Annotated in this window: 12 protein-coding genes; 4 read left to right on the forward strand and 8 right to left on the reverse strand. The window is 70.6% G+C overall.

The window, feature by feature from the left end:
• Positions 1-158: 158 nt before the first annotated feature.
• From ACZ7OO_RS33550 to ACZ7OO_RS33570, 5 genes are all read right to left on the reverse strand, one after another.
• Complete coding sequence (locus ACZ7OO_RS33550) at positions 159-1,112, reverse strand: Bax inhibitor-1/YccA family protein (RefSeq protein WP_471510779.1); 954 nt, start codon at positions 1,110-1,112, stop codon at positions 159-161.
• Positions 1,113-1,318: 206 nt separating this feature from the next.
• The gene (locus tag ACZ7OO_RS33555; RefSeq protein ID WP_471510781.1) at positions 1,319-2,176 is read right to left on the reverse strand and encodes a prephenate dehydratase; all 858 of its coding nucleotides are present in this window, start codon (positions 2,174-2,176) and stop codon (positions 1,319-1,321) included.
• Between the two features lie 1,100 nt (positions 2,177-3,276).
• Positions 3,277-4,350: a CU044_5270 family protein gene (locus tag ACZ7OO_RS33560; RefSeq protein ID WP_471510648.1), complete on the reverse strand. Its 1,074-nt coding sequence runs from the start codon at positions 4,348-4,350 to the stop codon at positions 3,277-3,279.
• On the reverse strand, positions 4,347-4,967 hold the full coding sequence (locus ACZ7OO_RS33565) for an RNA polymerase sigma factor (protein ID WP_471510783.1): 621 nt from the start codon (positions 4,965-4,967) through the stop codon (positions 4,347-4,349). Before ACZ7OO_RS33565 ends, ACZ7OO_RS33560 begins: the two co-directional genes overlap by 4 nt.
• A 254-nt stretch (positions 4,968-5,221) precedes the next feature.
• Entirely contained in the window at positions 5,222-6,190 is a 969-nt protein-coding gene (locus ACZ7OO_RS33570) for a zinc-dependent alcohol dehydrogenase (protein WP_471510650.1), read from the reverse strand.
• Between the two features lie 264 nt (positions 6,191-6,454).
• Between ACZ7OO_RS33570 and ACZ7OO_RS33575 the strand changes: the two genes are divergently transcribed.
• The 3 genes from ACZ7OO_RS33575 to ACZ7OO_RS33585 all read left to right on the forward strand — a co-directional run bounded on the left by ACZ7OO_RS33575 (position 6,455) and on the right by ACZ7OO_RS33585 (position 10,528).
• Entirely contained in the window at positions 6,455-7,276 is an 822-nt protein-coding gene (locus ACZ7OO_RS33575; protein WP_471510652.1) for a Bax inhibitor-1/YccA family protein, read from the forward strand.
• Between the two features lie 191 nt (positions 7,277-7,467).
• A complete protein-coding gene (locus tag ACZ7OO_RS33580; protein ID WP_471510654.1) occupies positions 7,468-9,036 on the forward strand; it encodes a class I adenylate-forming enzyme family protein in 1,569 nt (522 codons plus the stop codon).
• A complete protein-coding gene (locus ACZ7OO_RS33585; RefSeq protein ID WP_471510656.1) occupies positions 9,020-10,528 on the forward strand; it encodes a flavin-containing monooxygenase in 1,509 nt (502 codons plus the stop codon). The genes ACZ7OO_RS33580 and ACZ7OO_RS33585 overlap by 17 nt, the downstream gene beginning before the upstream one ends.
• A 9-nt stretch (positions 10,529-10,537) precedes the next feature.
• On the opposite strand, the gene ACZ7OO_RS33590 is transcribed toward ACZ7OO_RS33585, so the two are convergent.
• From ACZ7OO_RS33590 to ACZ7OO_RS33600, 3 genes are all read right to left on the reverse strand, one after another.
• Positions 10,538-11,230: a cytochrome b/b6 domain-containing protein gene (locus ACZ7OO_RS33590; RefSeq protein ID WP_471510658.1), complete on the reverse strand. Its 693-nt coding sequence runs from the start codon at positions 11,228-11,230 to the stop codon at positions 10,538-10,540.
• Positions 11,178-11,900: a molybdopterin-dependent oxidoreductase gene (locus ACZ7OO_RS33595; protein ID WP_471510660.1), complete on the reverse strand. Its 723-nt coding sequence runs from the start codon at positions 11,898-11,900 to the stop codon at positions 11,178-11,180. Before ACZ7OO_RS33595 ends, ACZ7OO_RS33590 begins: the two co-directional genes overlap by 53 nt.
• Before the next feature lie 303 nt (positions 11,901-12,203).
• Positions 12,204-14,147 (reverse strand): N-acetylmuramoyl-L-alanine amidase, encoded by a 1,944-nt coding sequence (locus tag ACZ7OO_RS33600; protein ID WP_471510662.1) that lies wholly within the window; start codon positions 14,145-14,147, stop codon positions 12,204-12,206.
• A gap of 634 nt (positions 14,148-14,781) precedes the next feature.
• Here ACZ7OO_RS33600 and ACZ7OO_RS33605 point away from each other — a divergent pair.
• The gene (locus ACZ7OO_RS33605) at positions 14,782-15,711 is read left to right on the forward strand and encodes a 2-hydroxyacid dehydrogenase (RefSeq protein ID WP_471510785.1); all 930 of its coding nucleotides are present in this window, start codon (positions 14,782-14,784) and stop codon (positions 15,709-15,711) included.
• Positions 15,712-15,869: the final 158 nt, after the last annotated feature.

A 15,869-nucleotide genomic window follows, 5' to 3' on the forward strand; every position in this document is an offset into this window, starting at 1 on the left:
AGGGTCCTCCTCGGTCGAGCGCAGAACCACCGCCGTCGCGATCCGGAATATCCGAATCAATCGCGAAAACACTTGCCTACCCAAATCATTTCCCAAGTGATTGTCGCGTCAAGAACAATTTTCAGCTTAGCCGATCCCGATTCTCCCGGGAGTCCGCGTCAGACGTCCTCCGCGGGAACGAACGTGATCAGCCGCAGGGTCTCGACATAGAGCCACACCAGTGTCAGGGTCACCCCGAAGGCCGCCGCCCACGATTCCTGCCGGGGTGCGCCGTGGGTGATGCCGTACTCGACCTGTTTGAAGCAGACGGCGATGAACGGCGTGGCCACGACGATGCCCATGACGCCGAAGGTGACACCGCCGAACACACTGCGGAAGCCCAGGCCTTCGGCACCGAGGAACGGGGAGAGCAGGACATCGGCCACGATCAGCATGATCACCCCCAGTACGGCGGCACAGACGAAGCCGTGCCCCCGGTCGGGCATACGTATCCAGCGGGCCGGGTAGGCCACCAGCACGCCCGCGAAGGCGGCCATCGTCCCCAGGACCAGCTGGACGAAGACTCCGGAGACATACGTCGAGGCCGTTTCGGACAGCACACCCAGGAGCACGCCCTGAGCCAGCCCGTACCCGAGGGTCAGGACGGCGGAGGGACGGCTCAAGCGGCACTGGAGCAACACCAGAACCGCGACGACGGCAGCGGCACCGCCCGTGAGGACGCAGGCCCGGCCCGGATTCGCCGGCGGCACCGGCGACAAGGTCCACGACAGGACCGCCGTCACCACCGTCAGACCGAACACCGTCGTCGCTCGCGCCACTACCGCCTTCATCGTCATGAGGTCGGCGACGAGCCACGACAAGGGTGTGGCGTCCGCAACGTCCGCCCCATGACCGGCCCGGACCCGGTGCCGCACGAGGACTGCCTGGGCCGACGGGTCCATCGCCGCCGTCTTGCGACCGCTCTGACGTCTGAACCCCCTGCTCAGAAGCACCGGGTTACTGCTTTTCAACGCGAGCCCTTCGACGGACGTACGGCAACATCGACACCGGCCGACCGGTTCGGAAACCGGTCGCGGGATGCGGGACCCAGTGGGGCGGCCGTCGAAGCGCATTCGGCTGCGCCGGTCGCCCCGGTCCGCCGCGGGGGTGAGGCGGCGGGAGCTTGTCACTCAGGAGAGGGGACCCGGCACGGCTCCGCCACAGAGCCGCCCACCCCACCGCACTCATCGGCAGTGGAGCAGGGCCCCGTCACAGATAAGACGTGTTCTCCCCGGCCGGAGGTTCACGCTCCCGCCGGGCGCCGGTAGCGGACGTTCCCTCACCGGGGACGCTGGGCCGGCCGCTCTCCCAGCCGGTACGGGTGCGCGGGGTAGACACCGAGAACACGCACCTCGGTGGAGAAGAAGCGCAGTTCCTGCAGGGCGAGTCCGACCCTGTCCTCGCCCGGGTGTCCCTCGATCTCGGCGTAGAAGCGGGTGGCGTTCAGCCCGGCCCCCAGGTGGTAGCTCTCGATCTTGGTGAGGTTGACCCCGTTGCCGGCGAACCCGCCGAGCGCCTTGTACAGCGCGCTGGGAATGTTGCGCACGCAGAAGAACAGGCTCGTCATCATCGGCACGCCCGTCGTCGGCGGCGCTGCGGCCTCCCGCGAGAGGACGACGAACCGCGTGGTGTTTTCGGGGTCGTCCTCGACTCCGGGCCTCAGCACCTCCAGGCCGGACAGCTCCGCCGCCGCGGGCGGGGCGAGGGCCGCGTGCCGGGGATCGCCCAGCTCCGCCACCTCACGTGCCGCCCCCGCCGTGTCGTCGCTGACCAGCGTGCGCCAGCCGCCCTCGCGCAGCACCTTGCGACACTGCCCCAGGGCGTGCACATGGCTGCGGACGAACTCCACCTCACCGAGCGAGGTGCCGGGCGACGCCATCAGGTCGAAGCGGATCGGCAGGAAGTACTCGTCGACGATGAACAGTCCCGACGTCGGCAGCAGATGGTGTACGTCCGCGACGCGTCCCGCCGCGGAGTTGTCCACCGGGATCACCGCGACGTCGGCGAAACCGAGCGTGACGGCGTCGAGAGCCTGCTCGAAACTCGTGAAGGGAAGTTCACCGCAGGCCGGATACAACTTCCCGGCGACCGCGGCAGAGTTGGACCCGGGTTCACCCTGATAGGCGACAGTCGTCACGGTGTCGGACCTTCCACCAAATCGCCGACGGGAGGCATGCGTTCGGTCGCGAAGCGCATGCACTGAAGGACGGGAGCAGCGTCCTCGACGAGCCCCACCGCACGGTCCGCCTGTCTCGCGCCGTCCCCTCCCGTCAGCGGCAGGGTCTGTTCGTACGCGGCCACGACCACGTGCCGCACCCTGGTACCGACCTGGGCCAGCAGGGTCGCCGCGGGCTCCGCCACGGCAGAAGCGCGCGCGTGTCCCGCAGCCGGGATGCCCGCACCGCGGCCGCCAGGCGGTCCGTTCGTCGTGCAGTACGGCGGCCAGTTCGGCGGCCACGTCGGCAGTCGCCATGGCCTCCGGGCACGCGTCGGCCGTGGCGGCCGCGAGCGCGGCCACCACGTCGGTGAGGCGGCGGGCCGCACCGAGCGCCATGGCCGTGACGGCGACGCGGAGGAAGCCCGCGTCGCCCGCCCGCAACGCCGTCCCGGCCGTGTGTGTGGCGAGCCCCGTCCGCACGTACATGTCGGTGAGTTCGAATGCCTCGGACTCGTAGGTGCCCACCGGGCCGGGAAGCGCGCGCGGGAGTGCTTTCACCGGGGCGACGAAGAGGTTCCGGTCGCCCTCCGCCGAACGCTCCCGCCACTGGCGCCGGTCCGCACCGAGCGGCAGAGCCAGCCATTCGGGGCGCCCGCCCGTCGGCCGCCGCCATCGTCCGGACAGCAGGAAGCCTCCCGCCACGGACCGGACGGCGGGACGGGGGTCACCGTCGGCGAGGACAGGAGCGGTATGGAGAAGTGCGGCCCAGTTCCAGGTGCCGGTGAAGGCGTTCCAGGCGGCCGCGGGGTCGCGGTGACCGGCGTGCTCGAAGCGTTCGAGCACCTGGGACAGGTCGGCGTCCGGGCCGGGCAGGGCGCCGGGCGTGGCCGTCGTCGTATATCTGGTCGGCTCGCTCACCGTTTCACAACCCGTCACCGTACGTCGTCCCACTCCTCGTCCTGCTCACTCCCGATCACGTCGTGGGCCCGGAGAAACGTTCACGTGAGTCCTGCCACAGAGAGCCGGAACTGCCTGGACGACCGGTTCCCAAGGGGGCGGTGAACGCGGGACCCGCCGGTTCAGCCGGCGGTCTTCGCGGGTACCTCGCCGTGCCGGTCGACCACACCGCGTGCCATGACGGCGTTGATGCCGAACAGCACGTCGCCCGTCGTACCCCTGGCATCGGCCTTGGCCCCGCCGTTGGTGAAGTAGTCCTGCGAGCCGGTGTAGGCGAGGGTTTCCTTGTTGAAGATCAGCACGGACCGGGTCGCGGAACCGGCGGCCCTGAGGGTGATGCCGATGCCGTGGCGTCCGGCCGCGTCGGCGGCGTCGGGGATCCAGGTGATGCCGGGAATCCTCGCGACGGACTTGTACAGGGCGGAGGCGGTCGCGGGCGGCATGATCGCGCTGCCCAGGAGGTCACCGATCGTCCTGAAGACGGCCTCGTCCTTCGAGTCGCCCTTGTCCACCGTGGTCTGGGCGTAGAGCACCTTGAGGAGAGCGTCCGGGTCGGTGGGCAGCGAGGCCAGCCACGCGTAGGTGGGGTACCACAGACCGGGTCCCACGGGAGACGTGGTCGTCATGGGCGCCAACTCACCAGGCATGGGGGCGTCCTTGCCGCTCGACCGGAGCCAGCCGACGGTGGTCACGCGACCGGGCTTCTGAGCCAGCCAGACCTCGTCCTTGTGCGCCGCGCCGAGCACCACCGCACCGCCGAAAGTGCCCTTGTTCTCACGCACCAGGCTCTCGACGTAGACGAACTGGTTCTCCTTCACCGGCGTCGTGTCCGTCTTCATGGCCGCGTCGGCGATCCGGCCGAGGGTGACGGTGGCGCTGTCGGCCCGGGCCGGTACTGAACCGGTGGACCTGGCTGCCGGGGCGGAGCCGTGTCCGCCGCCGGAGAACGTGACGACCAGAGCACCGGCCAGGGCCAGTGACACGGCGGGCAACACCAGGGCCGGGCGCGGCAGCCGGCGGCGGGAAGGAGTGGGCGACGTCTCGCCGGAGGGGCTCAGGTCGTGGTCGATCTGCTGCATCAGAATGTCCTTGTAGTGAAGACGGCGGCTCGGCGAGAGGTCCCAGTCGGCCGAAGCTGCCAGCAGTTCTTCTGCCTCACTACGAGCAAAAGCAGCGTGCCGGCGGTCGGCGTTCATCGGGTTTCCTCCTGCAGGAAAAGGGCCGCGAACGCGGCCTCACTCTCTTTCTCTCCGCGACGGCCACGCCGTTCCACATCATTTCGAGGCACTGGACCGGAGCTGGCCCGGGCCAGTCGCTCCCGGGCCCGCGAGAGCCGCGACCGCACGGTGCCGACCGGGATGTCCAGTGCCTCGGCGGCCTGCTGGTAGTCCAGCCCGGCGCCCACGCACAGGGCGATCACCTCACGGTCCGCGCGCCCCAGTCGGCGCAGGGCGTCATGAACCAGCGCGAGGCGGCGGGCGTCGTCGACCCGGCCGGCCGTCTCGTCCGAGAAGTCCTCCACCGGCCGGGGCTCCGGGCTGCGTGCCAGAAAGGCGAGACGCCGGCGCAGACCGCGGTTGGCGTTGTGCGCCTTGTGCGTCGCGATGCCGAGCAGCCACGGTGTGAGCGAACCGCCCTCCGGATCCACCGTCTCCCTGGTACGCCAGGCGCCCAGGAAGGTCTCGGACATCACTTCCTCGGCCTCCGGCCAGCTGCCGGTCAGCCGCAGCGCATGCCGGTAGACCGCGCGGGCGTTCTGGTCGTACAGGTCGGCGAACGCGTCACGGTCCCCCGCCCGCACGCGCGCCCGCAACGACTCACTGGGTTCTGTATGCCTCACGCTCTTTTTCTCTCCGCCGCCCCGGGCCGGTTCCCGTGTCCTGCGCCACACCGCCAGGGCGGGCACGAGCGGCCGGCGGCGGCCGAACCGACGGGCGCAACGCGGCCGCCCGGATCGGGGCGGGCGGAGAGCGGCGGCCGCCCCGCGGTGGCGCGCGCCGCCGCGCTCGGGATGCCTGCGGGGTCTCGGTGGCCGGGCGCTGCCCGGCGCCTCGAAGGCGGCCGGTCTCAGTAGCGGATGCGGTGGCACAGGGCCGGTACCTCGCCCGAGGCGAGACGCGGCATGAGGGCGGGGAGTTCTTCGAAGCCGCTCTCGCCGGTGATCAGGGCGTCCAGGGCGGGGTCGGTGAGCAGATCGAGGGCCAGGGCGAGCCGGTCGGCGTAGCTGCGGTCGGCGCGGGCCGGGGAGACGGTGCCGACCTGGCTGCCGCGGACGGTCAGGCGGCGGGAGTGGAAGGCCTCGCCGAGCGGGAGGGTGATCTTCCGGTCGCCGTACCAGCTCAGTTCCACGACCGTGCCCTCGGGCCGCAGCAGTTCCAGCGAGCGGGCGAGTCCGGCCTCGGTGGCGCTGGCGTGGACCACGAGGTCGCAGTCGCCGAGGGCGTCGGCGGGTGCGGCGAAGCCCGCGCCGAGCGCTTCGGCGGTCTTCGCGCGCGCCGGGTCGGCGTCGACCAGTTGCAGGCGTACGCCCGGGATGCGGGCGAGCAGCGCGGCGACCGAGCATCCGACCATGCCGCCGCCGACCACCGCGATCCGGTCGCCGATGAGCGGCGCGGCGTCCCACAGCGCGTTCACCGCGGTCTCCACCGTCCCCGCGAGCACGGCCCGTTCGGCCGGCACCCGGGAGGGCACCGGGGTCACCGCGCTCGCCGGCACCACGTAGCGGCTCTGGTGCGGGTACAGGCAGAACACCGTGCGGCCGGTCAGTTCCGCGGGACCCTCCTCCACGACGCCCACGCTGAGGTAGCCGTACTTCACCGGACCGGGGAAGTCCCCCTCCTGGAAGGGAGCGCGCATCACCTCGTACTGGCTGTGCGGCACACCGCCACGGAACACCAGCGCCTCGGTCCCCCGGCTCACGCCGGACCACAGTGCGCGCACCACCACGTCACCCTCGCCGGGCTCCGGCAGGGTCACCTCGCGTATTTCACCGTGGCCCGGCGAGCGGAGCCAGTACGCGTGGGCGGAGCGGTTCATTCTCGTCCTCCTGAGGGATCGGCACGTGTGCACCCGCAGCCGTACGAGGGCGGTCGCCACATGTTCCGGCGGCGGGAACTCCCGTGTGCTCGGGGAGCAGAAGCTACCGCAGGCGCGCGTCGGTTCCCTGCCGCCGCGAGATTGTCGTCACCTTTCCGAGGGGTGACTTCTGCTTGCTCCCCCTGCCGTCACCGGTCAGAATAGTAACGCACTCCCCCGGCGGGTCCCTTCGCGACCCGCGGTGGACCGAGAGGAACGAGCCACGTGAAGAGCAGCAATCCGATCTTCTCCCGCCGGGGTTTCGACCGTCCGGCCGACGCCGCTCCCGCGGGCGATCTCCTCGTCAACCCGTACGCCCGAGCCGGTGGTCCGAGCCTGCGCAAGGAATCCCCGGCGGGCCGGCCCACGATGACGATGGACGACGTGATCGTCCGCACCGCGGCGACGCTCGGGACCGTGGTCCTGACAGCAGCACTGTCCTGGGCGGTGCTGCCCGTCGACCCGGACGCCCTCGGCCGGTCCTACGGGATCGCCGTCGCCGCCGCCGTCACCGCCTTCGTCCTCTCCCTCGTCCAGGCCTTCCGGCGCACGCCGTCCCCGGCCCTGATCCTCGGCTACGCGGCGTTCGAAGGGATCTTCCTCGGCGTCATCTCGGACACGACGTCGACATATGTCGCCCCCGGTGTCATCGTCCAGGCGGTCCTCGGCACCTTCGCCGTGTCCGCGGGTGTGCTGATCGCGTACCGGATGCGCTGGATACGTGTCACCCGGAGGTTCTTCGGCTTCGTGCTCGCCTCCGCCACCGGCTTCCTCCTGCTGACGGCCGCGGACCTCCTGCTGTCCGCCCTCGGCGCCGGCAACGGACTCGGACTCGGCAGCGGCGGGCTCGGGGCCGTCTTCGGCATCGCCGGCGTCCTGCTCGGTGCGTGCTTCCTCGCCCTGGACTTCCGGCACGTCGAGGACGCGGTCGCCTACGGCGCGCCGCGCGAGGAGTCCTGGCTGGCGGCCTTCGGCCTCACCGCGACCCTGGTGTGGATCTATCTGGAGGCCCTGCGGGTGCTCACCGTCCTGCGGGACGACACCTGACGCGCCCGGGTGTGCCGCACCGGCAGACTCACACGTAGGATCACGTCAGCGGAAACAGGGTGTGCCCGCCCGGAGTCACCGGGTCCGCGAGCCCCCTGTGTGCGGAGGTCCCGGGCGACGACGCCCGGGACCGAGGTCTTCGACCGGCCGAAACCCCGCACACCGCTGTTGTCGATGCTTACGGAGTCGTGATGCGCGCGGAGACCCTCCCCCAGATGTTCATCGAGGTCGCGGCCGAACACGGGGCGAGTGAGGCCCTGGTGGACGGAGCGGTCCGGCTCGGGCACGCCGAGGTGCTGCGGCGGGCGACCGCCGTCGCGGGCCGGCTGCGGGATCTCGGTGTCGCACCCGGTGACCGGGTCGCCGTCCTGCTGCCCAACTGCTGGCAGTACGCGGTCGGGTACGTCGGCATCCAGCTGTCCGGCGCGGTCGCCGTGCTGGTCAACACCCGGCTGACCGGCCCGGAACTCGACCACGTCCTCACCGACAGCGGCGCCAAGGTGATCCTCACCGACGCCCTCGACGGCCCGCTCGGCGCCCGCGTCCCTGCCGCCGTCGCCGAACGCGTCGTCCTGGCAGGCGTGCTCGTCCCCCGGACGGACACCGGGGCGGCCGAGACCGATCCGGGCGCGCTGCCCGGCCTGCGGAGCCGGCCGACGGACGTGGCACATCTGCTCTACACCTCGGGCACCACGGGCAGGCCCAAGGGCTCCATGCACACCCACGCGAACCTGCTGGCCAACGCGCGGACCGTGCGCGAGCGACTGGGTGCGGGACCGGCCGAGCGGACGCTCATCGCGGCTCCGATGTTCCACGCGACCGGGGTGGTCTCGCAGTTCATCGGGTTCTTCACCGGCGGCGGATGCTGTGTGTTCACCCCGGAGTTCAAGGCGGAGACCGCAGTCGAACTGATGGTGCGTGAGCGCGTCACCTTCTTCGCGGGCGTCGCGGCCATGCTCAGGCTGATCCTGCTCAAGGCCGAGGACACCGCCTCCGACCTGTCGTCCCTGCGCCTGTTCGTCATGGGTGGCTCGCCGGTCCCCGAGGGCTTCCCCGCCGAGGTCAAGAGGCGCCTGCCCGGCATCAACCTCGGCAACGTGTGGGGGATGACCGAGGGCACCTCGATCGTCACCTACACCGAGGGCGACGAGTACCTCGAACGGTCCGGCACGGTGGGCCGACCCGTCGCCGGACTGGAGGTGGCCGTCTCCCTGGGCGGCGGGCCGCCCCGGGACCTGCGCGACACCGTCGGTGAACTGTGCGTGCGCGGCCCCGTGGTGACCGCTGGATACTGGAACAACCCGGACGCGACGGCAGCCACCTTCGTGGACGGCTGGCTGCACACCGGGGACGTCGGCAGCGTCGACGCCGACGGGTTCGTCCGTGTCCTCGACCGCCTCAAGGACATGATCATCCGTGGCGGCGAGAACATCTACAGCCTCGAGGTCGAGAACGTGCTGGCGACCCACCCCGGCGTCGCGGACGCCGCGGTCGTCGGTGTGCCCGACCCGGTCTTCGACGAACGGGTGCGCGCGGTGATCGTGCCCCGGCCGGGCCTCGGCCCCACCGAGGAGTCCCTGCGCGCGCACGCCGCCGCCTCCCTGGCCGACTACAAGGTCCCCGCCGAGTTCGTCTTCGTCGCGGAACTGCCGCGCAACCCGTCCGGGAAGGTCCTCAAGCGCCATCTCGCCACCCTGACCGACGCCCATGACGGTGCCACACGGACGACTAGGGGAGAGACCGATGGCCTCCCCGCGTGATGGCGGGGCCGCCGCACCCGCGGGCCCCGTGGACCAGGACGTCGACGTCGTGATCGTGGGCGCCGGTTTCAGCGGTCTCGGTGTCGCGGCCGTGCTGCGGAAGGCGGGCATCGGCTCCTGTCTGATCCTGGAGGCCGCGGACGACCTGGGCGGGACCTGGCGCGACAACACCTATCCCGGGTGCGGATGTGACATCCCGTCCCCGCTGTACTCGTACTCCTTCGACCAGAACCCCGACTGGAGCCGCCTGTTCGCCGGCCAGCCGGAGATCCTGGACTACCTCCGTGACGTGGCCCGGCGCCGCGGACTGGTCGAGCGTGTGCGGTTCGGTCGCAAGGTCACCGGCGCCCGCTGGATCGAGGCGGAGAGCCGCTGGGAGGTGACCACCTCGACCGGCGAACGTCATCGCGCCCGGTTCCTGGTCTCCGCGGTGGGACCGCTGCACCACCCCGTCCAACCCGACCTGCCGGGCATCGAGTCCTTCGGCGGAGCCGTCTTCCACTCGGCGGCCTGGCGCCACGACGTGGACCTGACGGGCAAACGGGTCGCGGTCGTCGGCACCGGTGCCAGCGCCGTCCAGTTCGTACCCGCCATCGTCGACCGGGTCGCCGCACTCACCGTCTTCCAGCGCACACCGCCCTGGATCGTCCCGAAGGCCGACCGGCCCCTCGGCGAGCGGCACCGCCGTCTGGCGCGCCTGTTCCCGGCCTACCGCTGGTGGGTGCGTGAGCGCCTGTTCCGGATCCATGAAGCGCGCGCCGCCGGGTTCGTCAGCGACCCCCGGGCCATGGCCAGGACCGGGGCCCTGGCGCGCCGGCTGATCGAGAAGCAGGTCGGCGATCCCGAGCTGCGTGCCGCGGTCACCCCCGACTACACCATCGGCTGCAAGCGGGTGCTGCTCTCCAGCGACTGGTATCCCGCGCTGTCCCGTGCCCACGTCGAAGTACGCCGCGGCGGTGTCGAGGCCCTCGGGCCGGGAGTCGTGATCGGTACGGACGGGAGCCGGACCGTCGCCGACGTCCTCGTCTTCGGCACCGGGTTCGACACCCAGAACACCGTGCGCTTCGACGTCACCGGACGCCGTGGCCTGACACTCGCCGAGGCCTGGCGCGCGGGCAACCAGGCCTACCTCGGAACCGTCGTCTCCGGCTTTCCCAACATGTTCCTCATGGTCGGCCCGAACACCGGACTCGGCCACAACTCGCAGATCGTCATGATCGAGGCCCAGGCGCGCTACATCGCGGCGCTCCTGCGCGGTATGCGCCGGCGAGGTGCGGACACGGCCGAGGTGCGGCCGGAGGTCCAGCGGGCCTTCAACGAGTGGGTCGACGGCCGGATGGCCGGCACCGTCTGGCAGTCGGGAGGCTGTCGCAGCTGGTACCAGGACCCGCGGTCGGGCCGCAACACGGTCCTGTGGCCCGACACCACGACCGCCTTCCGGCAGCGGACCCGCCGCGTCAGGATGACCGACTACCTGCTCACCCGCGGCTGAGAGCCCGGGTCAGGTTCCGTCCGCCTCGTCGCCGGCGCCTTCGGGAGCGTCCTCCCGGAGCCACCGGGAGTGGTGCCGCGCCGCCCAGGATCTGCTGACGTATCCCGTCCGCATCCCGAGCCTGGCCTCGGGATCCCGGTAGGCCTTGCGCAGGTGTCCGATCAGGACGACGGCGATCGCCCAGGCGAGGATGTCGTGCACGAAGATGGCGCTGGTGCGGGAGACGGACGGCAGGAGGCCGATGAACCACATGAGCAGACCGGTGAACATCATCACCAGGACGGCACCCGCGATCCACCCGGCATAGATCTTCTGCCCCGCGTTGAACTTGCCGGCCGGACGCGCCTGCGGCGACTTCCGCCGTTGGCGGACGGCCCGCAGCCACTGCCGGTCGTAGACCGCGAAGCGGTTCAGCCTGCGCAGGTCCGCCCGGAACTCCCGGGAGAAGAGCCCCAGCAGCAGGGGAACCGGCAGACAGACGCCCGACCACTCGTGGACGGCGGCCACCAGGTCGCGGCGGCCGACGAGCTGGGCCAGCGGGGCGAAGTACAGGCAGGCGGCGGTGGCCAGCACCAGCAGCATGAGCCAGCCGGTCGCGCGGTGGACCATGCGCTGGGCAGGCCCGAACCGGCGGACCCGTCCGGACGGTTCAGGCCGCCTTGTCGTGCCGGTCTGCGTCGTCGAGCCAGCCGTCGACCGCATATCCGCGCTCCTCCCAGAATCCGGGGATCACCTTGTCGGTGACCGTGATGCCGGACAGCCATTTGGCCGACTTGTAGAAGTACATGGGAGCGACGAAGAGACGCACCGGCCCTCCGTGCTCGTGCGTGATGGGTTTGTCCTGCATGTTCAGTGCCACCAGGACGTCCGAGCGGCGGGCCTGCTCCAGGGTGAGGCTCTCGGTGTAGGCGCCGTCGAAGCAGGAGAAGCTGATGGCCGCGCCCGCGGAGCGCACACCCGCGTCGTCGAGGAGGTCTGCCAGCCGCACGCCTTCGAAGGGCGTGTCGTCCACTCGCCACCCGTCGGTGCACAGGACGTCGGCGACGACGCGCGTCTGACGCATCCGCCGCAGTTCGGGCAGCGTGTAGGTCTTCGGCCGGTCGACCAGGCCGTCGATCCGCAGTTCGTAGTCGGTCTCGTCCTTGTGGGGCACCGAGCCGACCACGCTGTAGTAGCGGAAGCCGCCCGGGTTGGGGAGCAGGCCGCTCAGCCCGGTCGCGTCGACCTGGGAAGCCGCGCCCAGGAACCCTTCCCACCCGCGCTGGAGATACGGGGCGGCGGCGAGGCCCGCGGCACCCGCGGCGAGCATGCCGAGCATCGCGCGCCGTCCCACCGGTGCGCCGTCGGCGTTCCGCCTCGGCTGTTCTGCCATGTTCAGTCCTCTTTCGGGGACCGACCGCGAGGCGCGACCGGTCGTCACCCTTTTAATGGGTGATGATGGTGACACGCCCCGTCGAAAAGTGTCAACGAAAGACGGAAAACATGCAGATCAGAGCCATCATGGAGTGAGTCACCACCGCTCTAAGGCTTCGTTAGCCGATACATCACCGTGCAGACTGGTGACGAACGTCACGATCACTCGGTGCGCGAAGCGGAGCGGGCAGCGCCGAAAACGCCTGCGGTCCACCACCCCTCCAGGGGGCGGTGGACCGCAGGCCGGTTCCTTTGCGTGACGTCAGTGATGTCCCCGGCCCAGGCTCTTGGCGGAGACGTCGGCCGAATACACCAGCCCCGTACGGTGGTTGTACTGGATCGTGTACATGGTCCTGGCACCGATGAGAACCTTGCCGCTGCCCGCGAAGTAGTCGTCCGTGGCCGCGGGCGCCGCCGTGGCCACGTACGCCTGGCCGGCGGGGATGGTGTACATGCTCAGCGGCGCCTGGGTGGAGGGCGACAGTCCGGCCGCGGCGTACTCGGCGGCGTCGGGGTAGCTGGAGCCGTACACGGCGACCGGCTTGCCGTCGGCGGCCGCGCCGGCCGAGACGACGGTCACACCCGTGGCGCGCGTGGTGTTGACGCCGTGCGGGTTGTAGAACCACACCTTCGCACCGCTGAACCAGATCGCCGTCCAGGACCCCTGACGGTCGGCGACCACGAACTGCTGGCCGGCCTGCGCGGTGCTCCCCCAGTCGGAGATGCGGTCGGTGCCCGCGGCACCACTGTGGATCGCCTGGTCACCGAAGAGCGGGGCGGTCTCGCTCGGGGACGTGCGCAGGTAGACGAAGTTCGACGGCTGCTTCACGTCCGTGCACGCGGTGACGGCACCGGTCGGGTCGTCGGAGGGGCAGATCTGCGTCGTCTGCTCGTTGTGCGCGAAGCCGGGCGCGATGGTCACGACCGAACCGACGCCGCCGACTGCGTGCCGCTCCCTGCCGTGGGTGCCCAGGAGTGCCATGAAGTGGTCCCAGTCCCAGGACGTGCCCGGGTCCCAGTGCATGCCGGAGACCAGCGCCGAGGTGGGCCCGGGAACGTTGTCGTGGCCGATGATGTGCTGCCGGTCGAGCGGAATCTGGAAACGCTGGGCGAGGTACTTCACCAGGTCGGCGGTCGCCTCGTACTGCGCCTCCGTGTACCAGGTGGCGCCGTGCGCCGCGTAACCCTCGTGCTCGATGCCGATCGAGTGCAGGTTGCTGGAGTAGTTGCCCGCATGGAAGGCGATGTCCTTCGTCGGCACCATCTGCGTCACCGCGCCGTCCGAGGACCGCATCACGTAGTGCGACGCGCTGGTCCTCGGCTGCTGGAAGGTGCTGATGGCGGACGCGTAGGACGACTCCGTGTCATGGATGACGATGGTGTCGATCCTGATGTCGTTCGCGGGCCGGTCGGAGACCTGGCCGTTGGTCGGGTCGGCCGGCACGAACGTGCAGTCCACCGTGTCCGGGCATTCGGTCGCCGCCGTCTTCGCGGCCGGCAGGTCCAGCTCGCCCAGCTGGCCCGTGGCCGGTGCTATCCCGGGGGTGGCCGCCAGACTCACCTTCTGGCCGTCTGACGTGGTGCGGCTGGCCCCGTGCCTGACGGTGGCGAAGACCCGGTTGGCGAACGCCCTGGCGCCCTGCTCCCGGCTCGCCTGGCTGTAGCGGGCGACGGCGCCGTACCAGTCGGCCGGTTCGGCGGAGGTCTTGCCGTGCAGGCTCTTCTGGTACGAGGCGAGCAGCGCCGCGCCGCCGCGGATGTTGGCCGCCTCGTCGGTGCGGAGCTTCTCGGGGGTGAGACCGGTGAGCTTCGCCGCCGCGCCGAGGGTGTGCAGAGCCGGGTGCGCGGCCAGCTTGGCGACATCGGCGCGGCCCGCGACACCGGCCGCGCCGCCGGCGACCATCGCCGGAGTGACGTCGGTCAGGTGCATCGGCCCGTATCCGCCCTCGGCGCTCGGCCGACCGGCGTGGTCGTCCCACGCGGACTCCTGGTAGGCGAGGGCGAGCAGCACCTCCCGGGGGACGTGGTATTCGGCCGCCGCGTCGGCGAAGGCACGCTGCCGCGCGGCATCGGCCTGACCGCCGCCGGTGGCCTGCGCCACCAGAGGCACGGTGACCGAGCCCGCGACGGCGAGAACGCCCACTGCGGTGAACAGGGCCCGACGGCGCCGAGGCACCAGACGATGGGCGTGTTGCCTTTTTGCCATGTAGAAACACCAAATCCGCTATGAGGGTCCGCTTATGACGATCCGAGTCGGTGGAAGCCGACGGGAACGCACGGTTCCGCACGCGCTGACCGGCCATCAGGCCGTCAGGAGTGATGAGGAGTCGGGCGCCTGCCGCCGGCCGAGGTCATCGCGCGCATGACATACGGACGTCCAAAGGCCGGCCCGGAGCGAGACATCGAGACATGTCGGCTCATGGGCGCTGAACTTCAGGACGAAATGCCACGCGTACTTGTCGGCGCAATTAAGTAGATCAGAGAACCGATGCAGTACGCAAACAACTGCCTCAGGACAGCACCCGAAGGGTGAATGCCGCAGACACGTGAACGGCCGGAGACCTGCAACGTGTGAGTCAACGGAGGCCGGGGGCGCTCAGCCAAGATGACCGCCCATATTAGACTCCTGAAGTCGCACAGGGGTCCTGAAGTCCGCACCCCCGCGCCGCGGACGCAACCGGGCCCTGCCAGGACCGTGATCGCGGCTCCTGCCGTCCAGGCCGACGCGATGCCCGCGCACCAGGCTGTTGGTGCGCCATGTCCCGCAAGGAGTGAAGACAACCGTGAGCCCAGTCACGCCCATCGCCCCCTCCGGCGCGACCGTCCACGGGGGTGAACGGATGCTCGCATGGCTTCCCGTGCCTCCCGAGGATCTCGACGGCCTCCCAGACTGTCTGGACTACGCGCACTGGGACGGCCAGGGCGGATTTCCCACGGACCCGGCCCGGGTCACCTTCTACGCGCCCCCGATGACCAAGGACCCGGACGTGATCCTCCGGCCGCTGCCGCACATGTCACGGCTCCGGGTACTTCAGGCGCTGAGCGCGGGGGTCGACTACCTGTTGCCGCACCTTCGCCCGGACGTCTTGCTCTGCAACGCTCGCGGCCTCCACAACGGCGGCACCGCGGAGTTGGCCCTGACCCTGACCCTGGCGGCGCTGCGCGGGGTGCCGGACTTCGTCCGCAACCAGGCCGCCGGGCGCTGGCAGGAGGGCATACGCCCGTCGCTGTCCGGCGCGACGGTACTCATCGTCGGGTACGGCTCGATCGGCGCCGCCATCGAGGAGCGCGTACTCCCCTTCGGCTGCGAGGTGGAGCGCGTGGCCGGCTCGTCACGCTGGTCCCCGCGCGGGCCGGTCCACGCACCGTCGGCCCTGAACAAGCTCCTGCCGCGGGCGGACGTGGTGATCCTCTCGGTGCCGCTCACCGAGAGCACACGGCATCTGGTGGACGCGGACTTCCTGAAGACCATGAAGGACGGTGCCCTGCTGGTCAATGTGGCACGTGGTGCGGTGGTGGACACCGAGGCGCTGCTCGCGGAAGTACAGAGCGGCCGGCTCCAGGCGGCCCTGGACGTGACCGACCCCGAGCCCCTGCCCAGGGAACATCCACTGTGGACGGCACCGGGCGTGCTCATCAGCCCTCATGCCGGCGCGTTCACCATCGCGTTCGTACCGCAGGTCAAACGCATGCTCACCATGCAACTGAACCGCCTCGCCCGCGGACAGGTACTCCACAACGCCGTACTGGCCGTCCCTGCCGCAGGCTGAGGCGACTTCGCCCCCGCACGGCATATCGGCGATCGACACCGCCCCGGGCACCGCGCGCCTGTCATGTTTACACAGGCCATACCCGCCGCACAGACAACGGGACCAATTCCGACGTCGTATTGTCATGTGGCAATGGCGCACACTTCTGCGCAATCGTG

The organism is Streptomyces sp. NPDC111744 (assembly GCF_055634995.1).

Coding starts and splice junctions, on each gene's coding strand:
- ACZ7OO_RS33550 (WP_471510779.1), bottom strand. CDS start 1,112: ATGCGCTTCGACGGCCGCCCCACTGGGTCCCGCATCCCGCGACCGGTT.
- ACZ7OO_RS33560 (WP_471510648.1), bottom strand. CDS start 4,350: ATGAACGCCGACCGCCGGCACGCTGCTTTTGCTCGTAGTGAGGCAGAA.
- ACZ7OO_RS33570 (WP_471510650.1), bottom strand. CDS start 6,190: ATGAACCGCTCCGCCCACGCGTACTGGCTCCGCTCGCCGGGCCACGGT.
- ACZ7OO_RS33580 (WP_471510654.1), top strand. CDS start 7,468: ATGCGCGCGGAGACCCTCCCCCAGATGTTCATCGAGGTCGCGGCCGAA.
- ACZ7OO_RS33585 (WP_471510656.1), top strand. CDS start 9,020: ATGGCCTCCCCGCGTGATGGCGGGGCCGCCGCACCCGCGGGCCCCGTG.
- ACZ7OO_RS33590 (WP_471510658.1), bottom strand. CDS start 11,230: ATGCGGTCGACGGCTGGCTCGACGACGCAGACCGGCACGACAAGGCGG.
- ACZ7OO_RS33595 (WP_471510660.1), bottom strand. CDS start 11,900: ATGGCAGAACAGCCGAGGCGGAACGCCGACGGCGCACCGGTGGGACGG.
- ACZ7OO_RS33600 (WP_471510662.1), bottom strand. CDS start 14,147: ATGGCAAAAAGGCAACACGCCCATCGTCTGGTGCCTCGGCGCCGTCGG.
- ACZ7OO_RS33605 (WP_471510785.1), top strand. CDS start 14,782: ATGCTCGCATGGCTTCCCGTGCCTCCCGAGGATCTCGACGGCCTCCCA.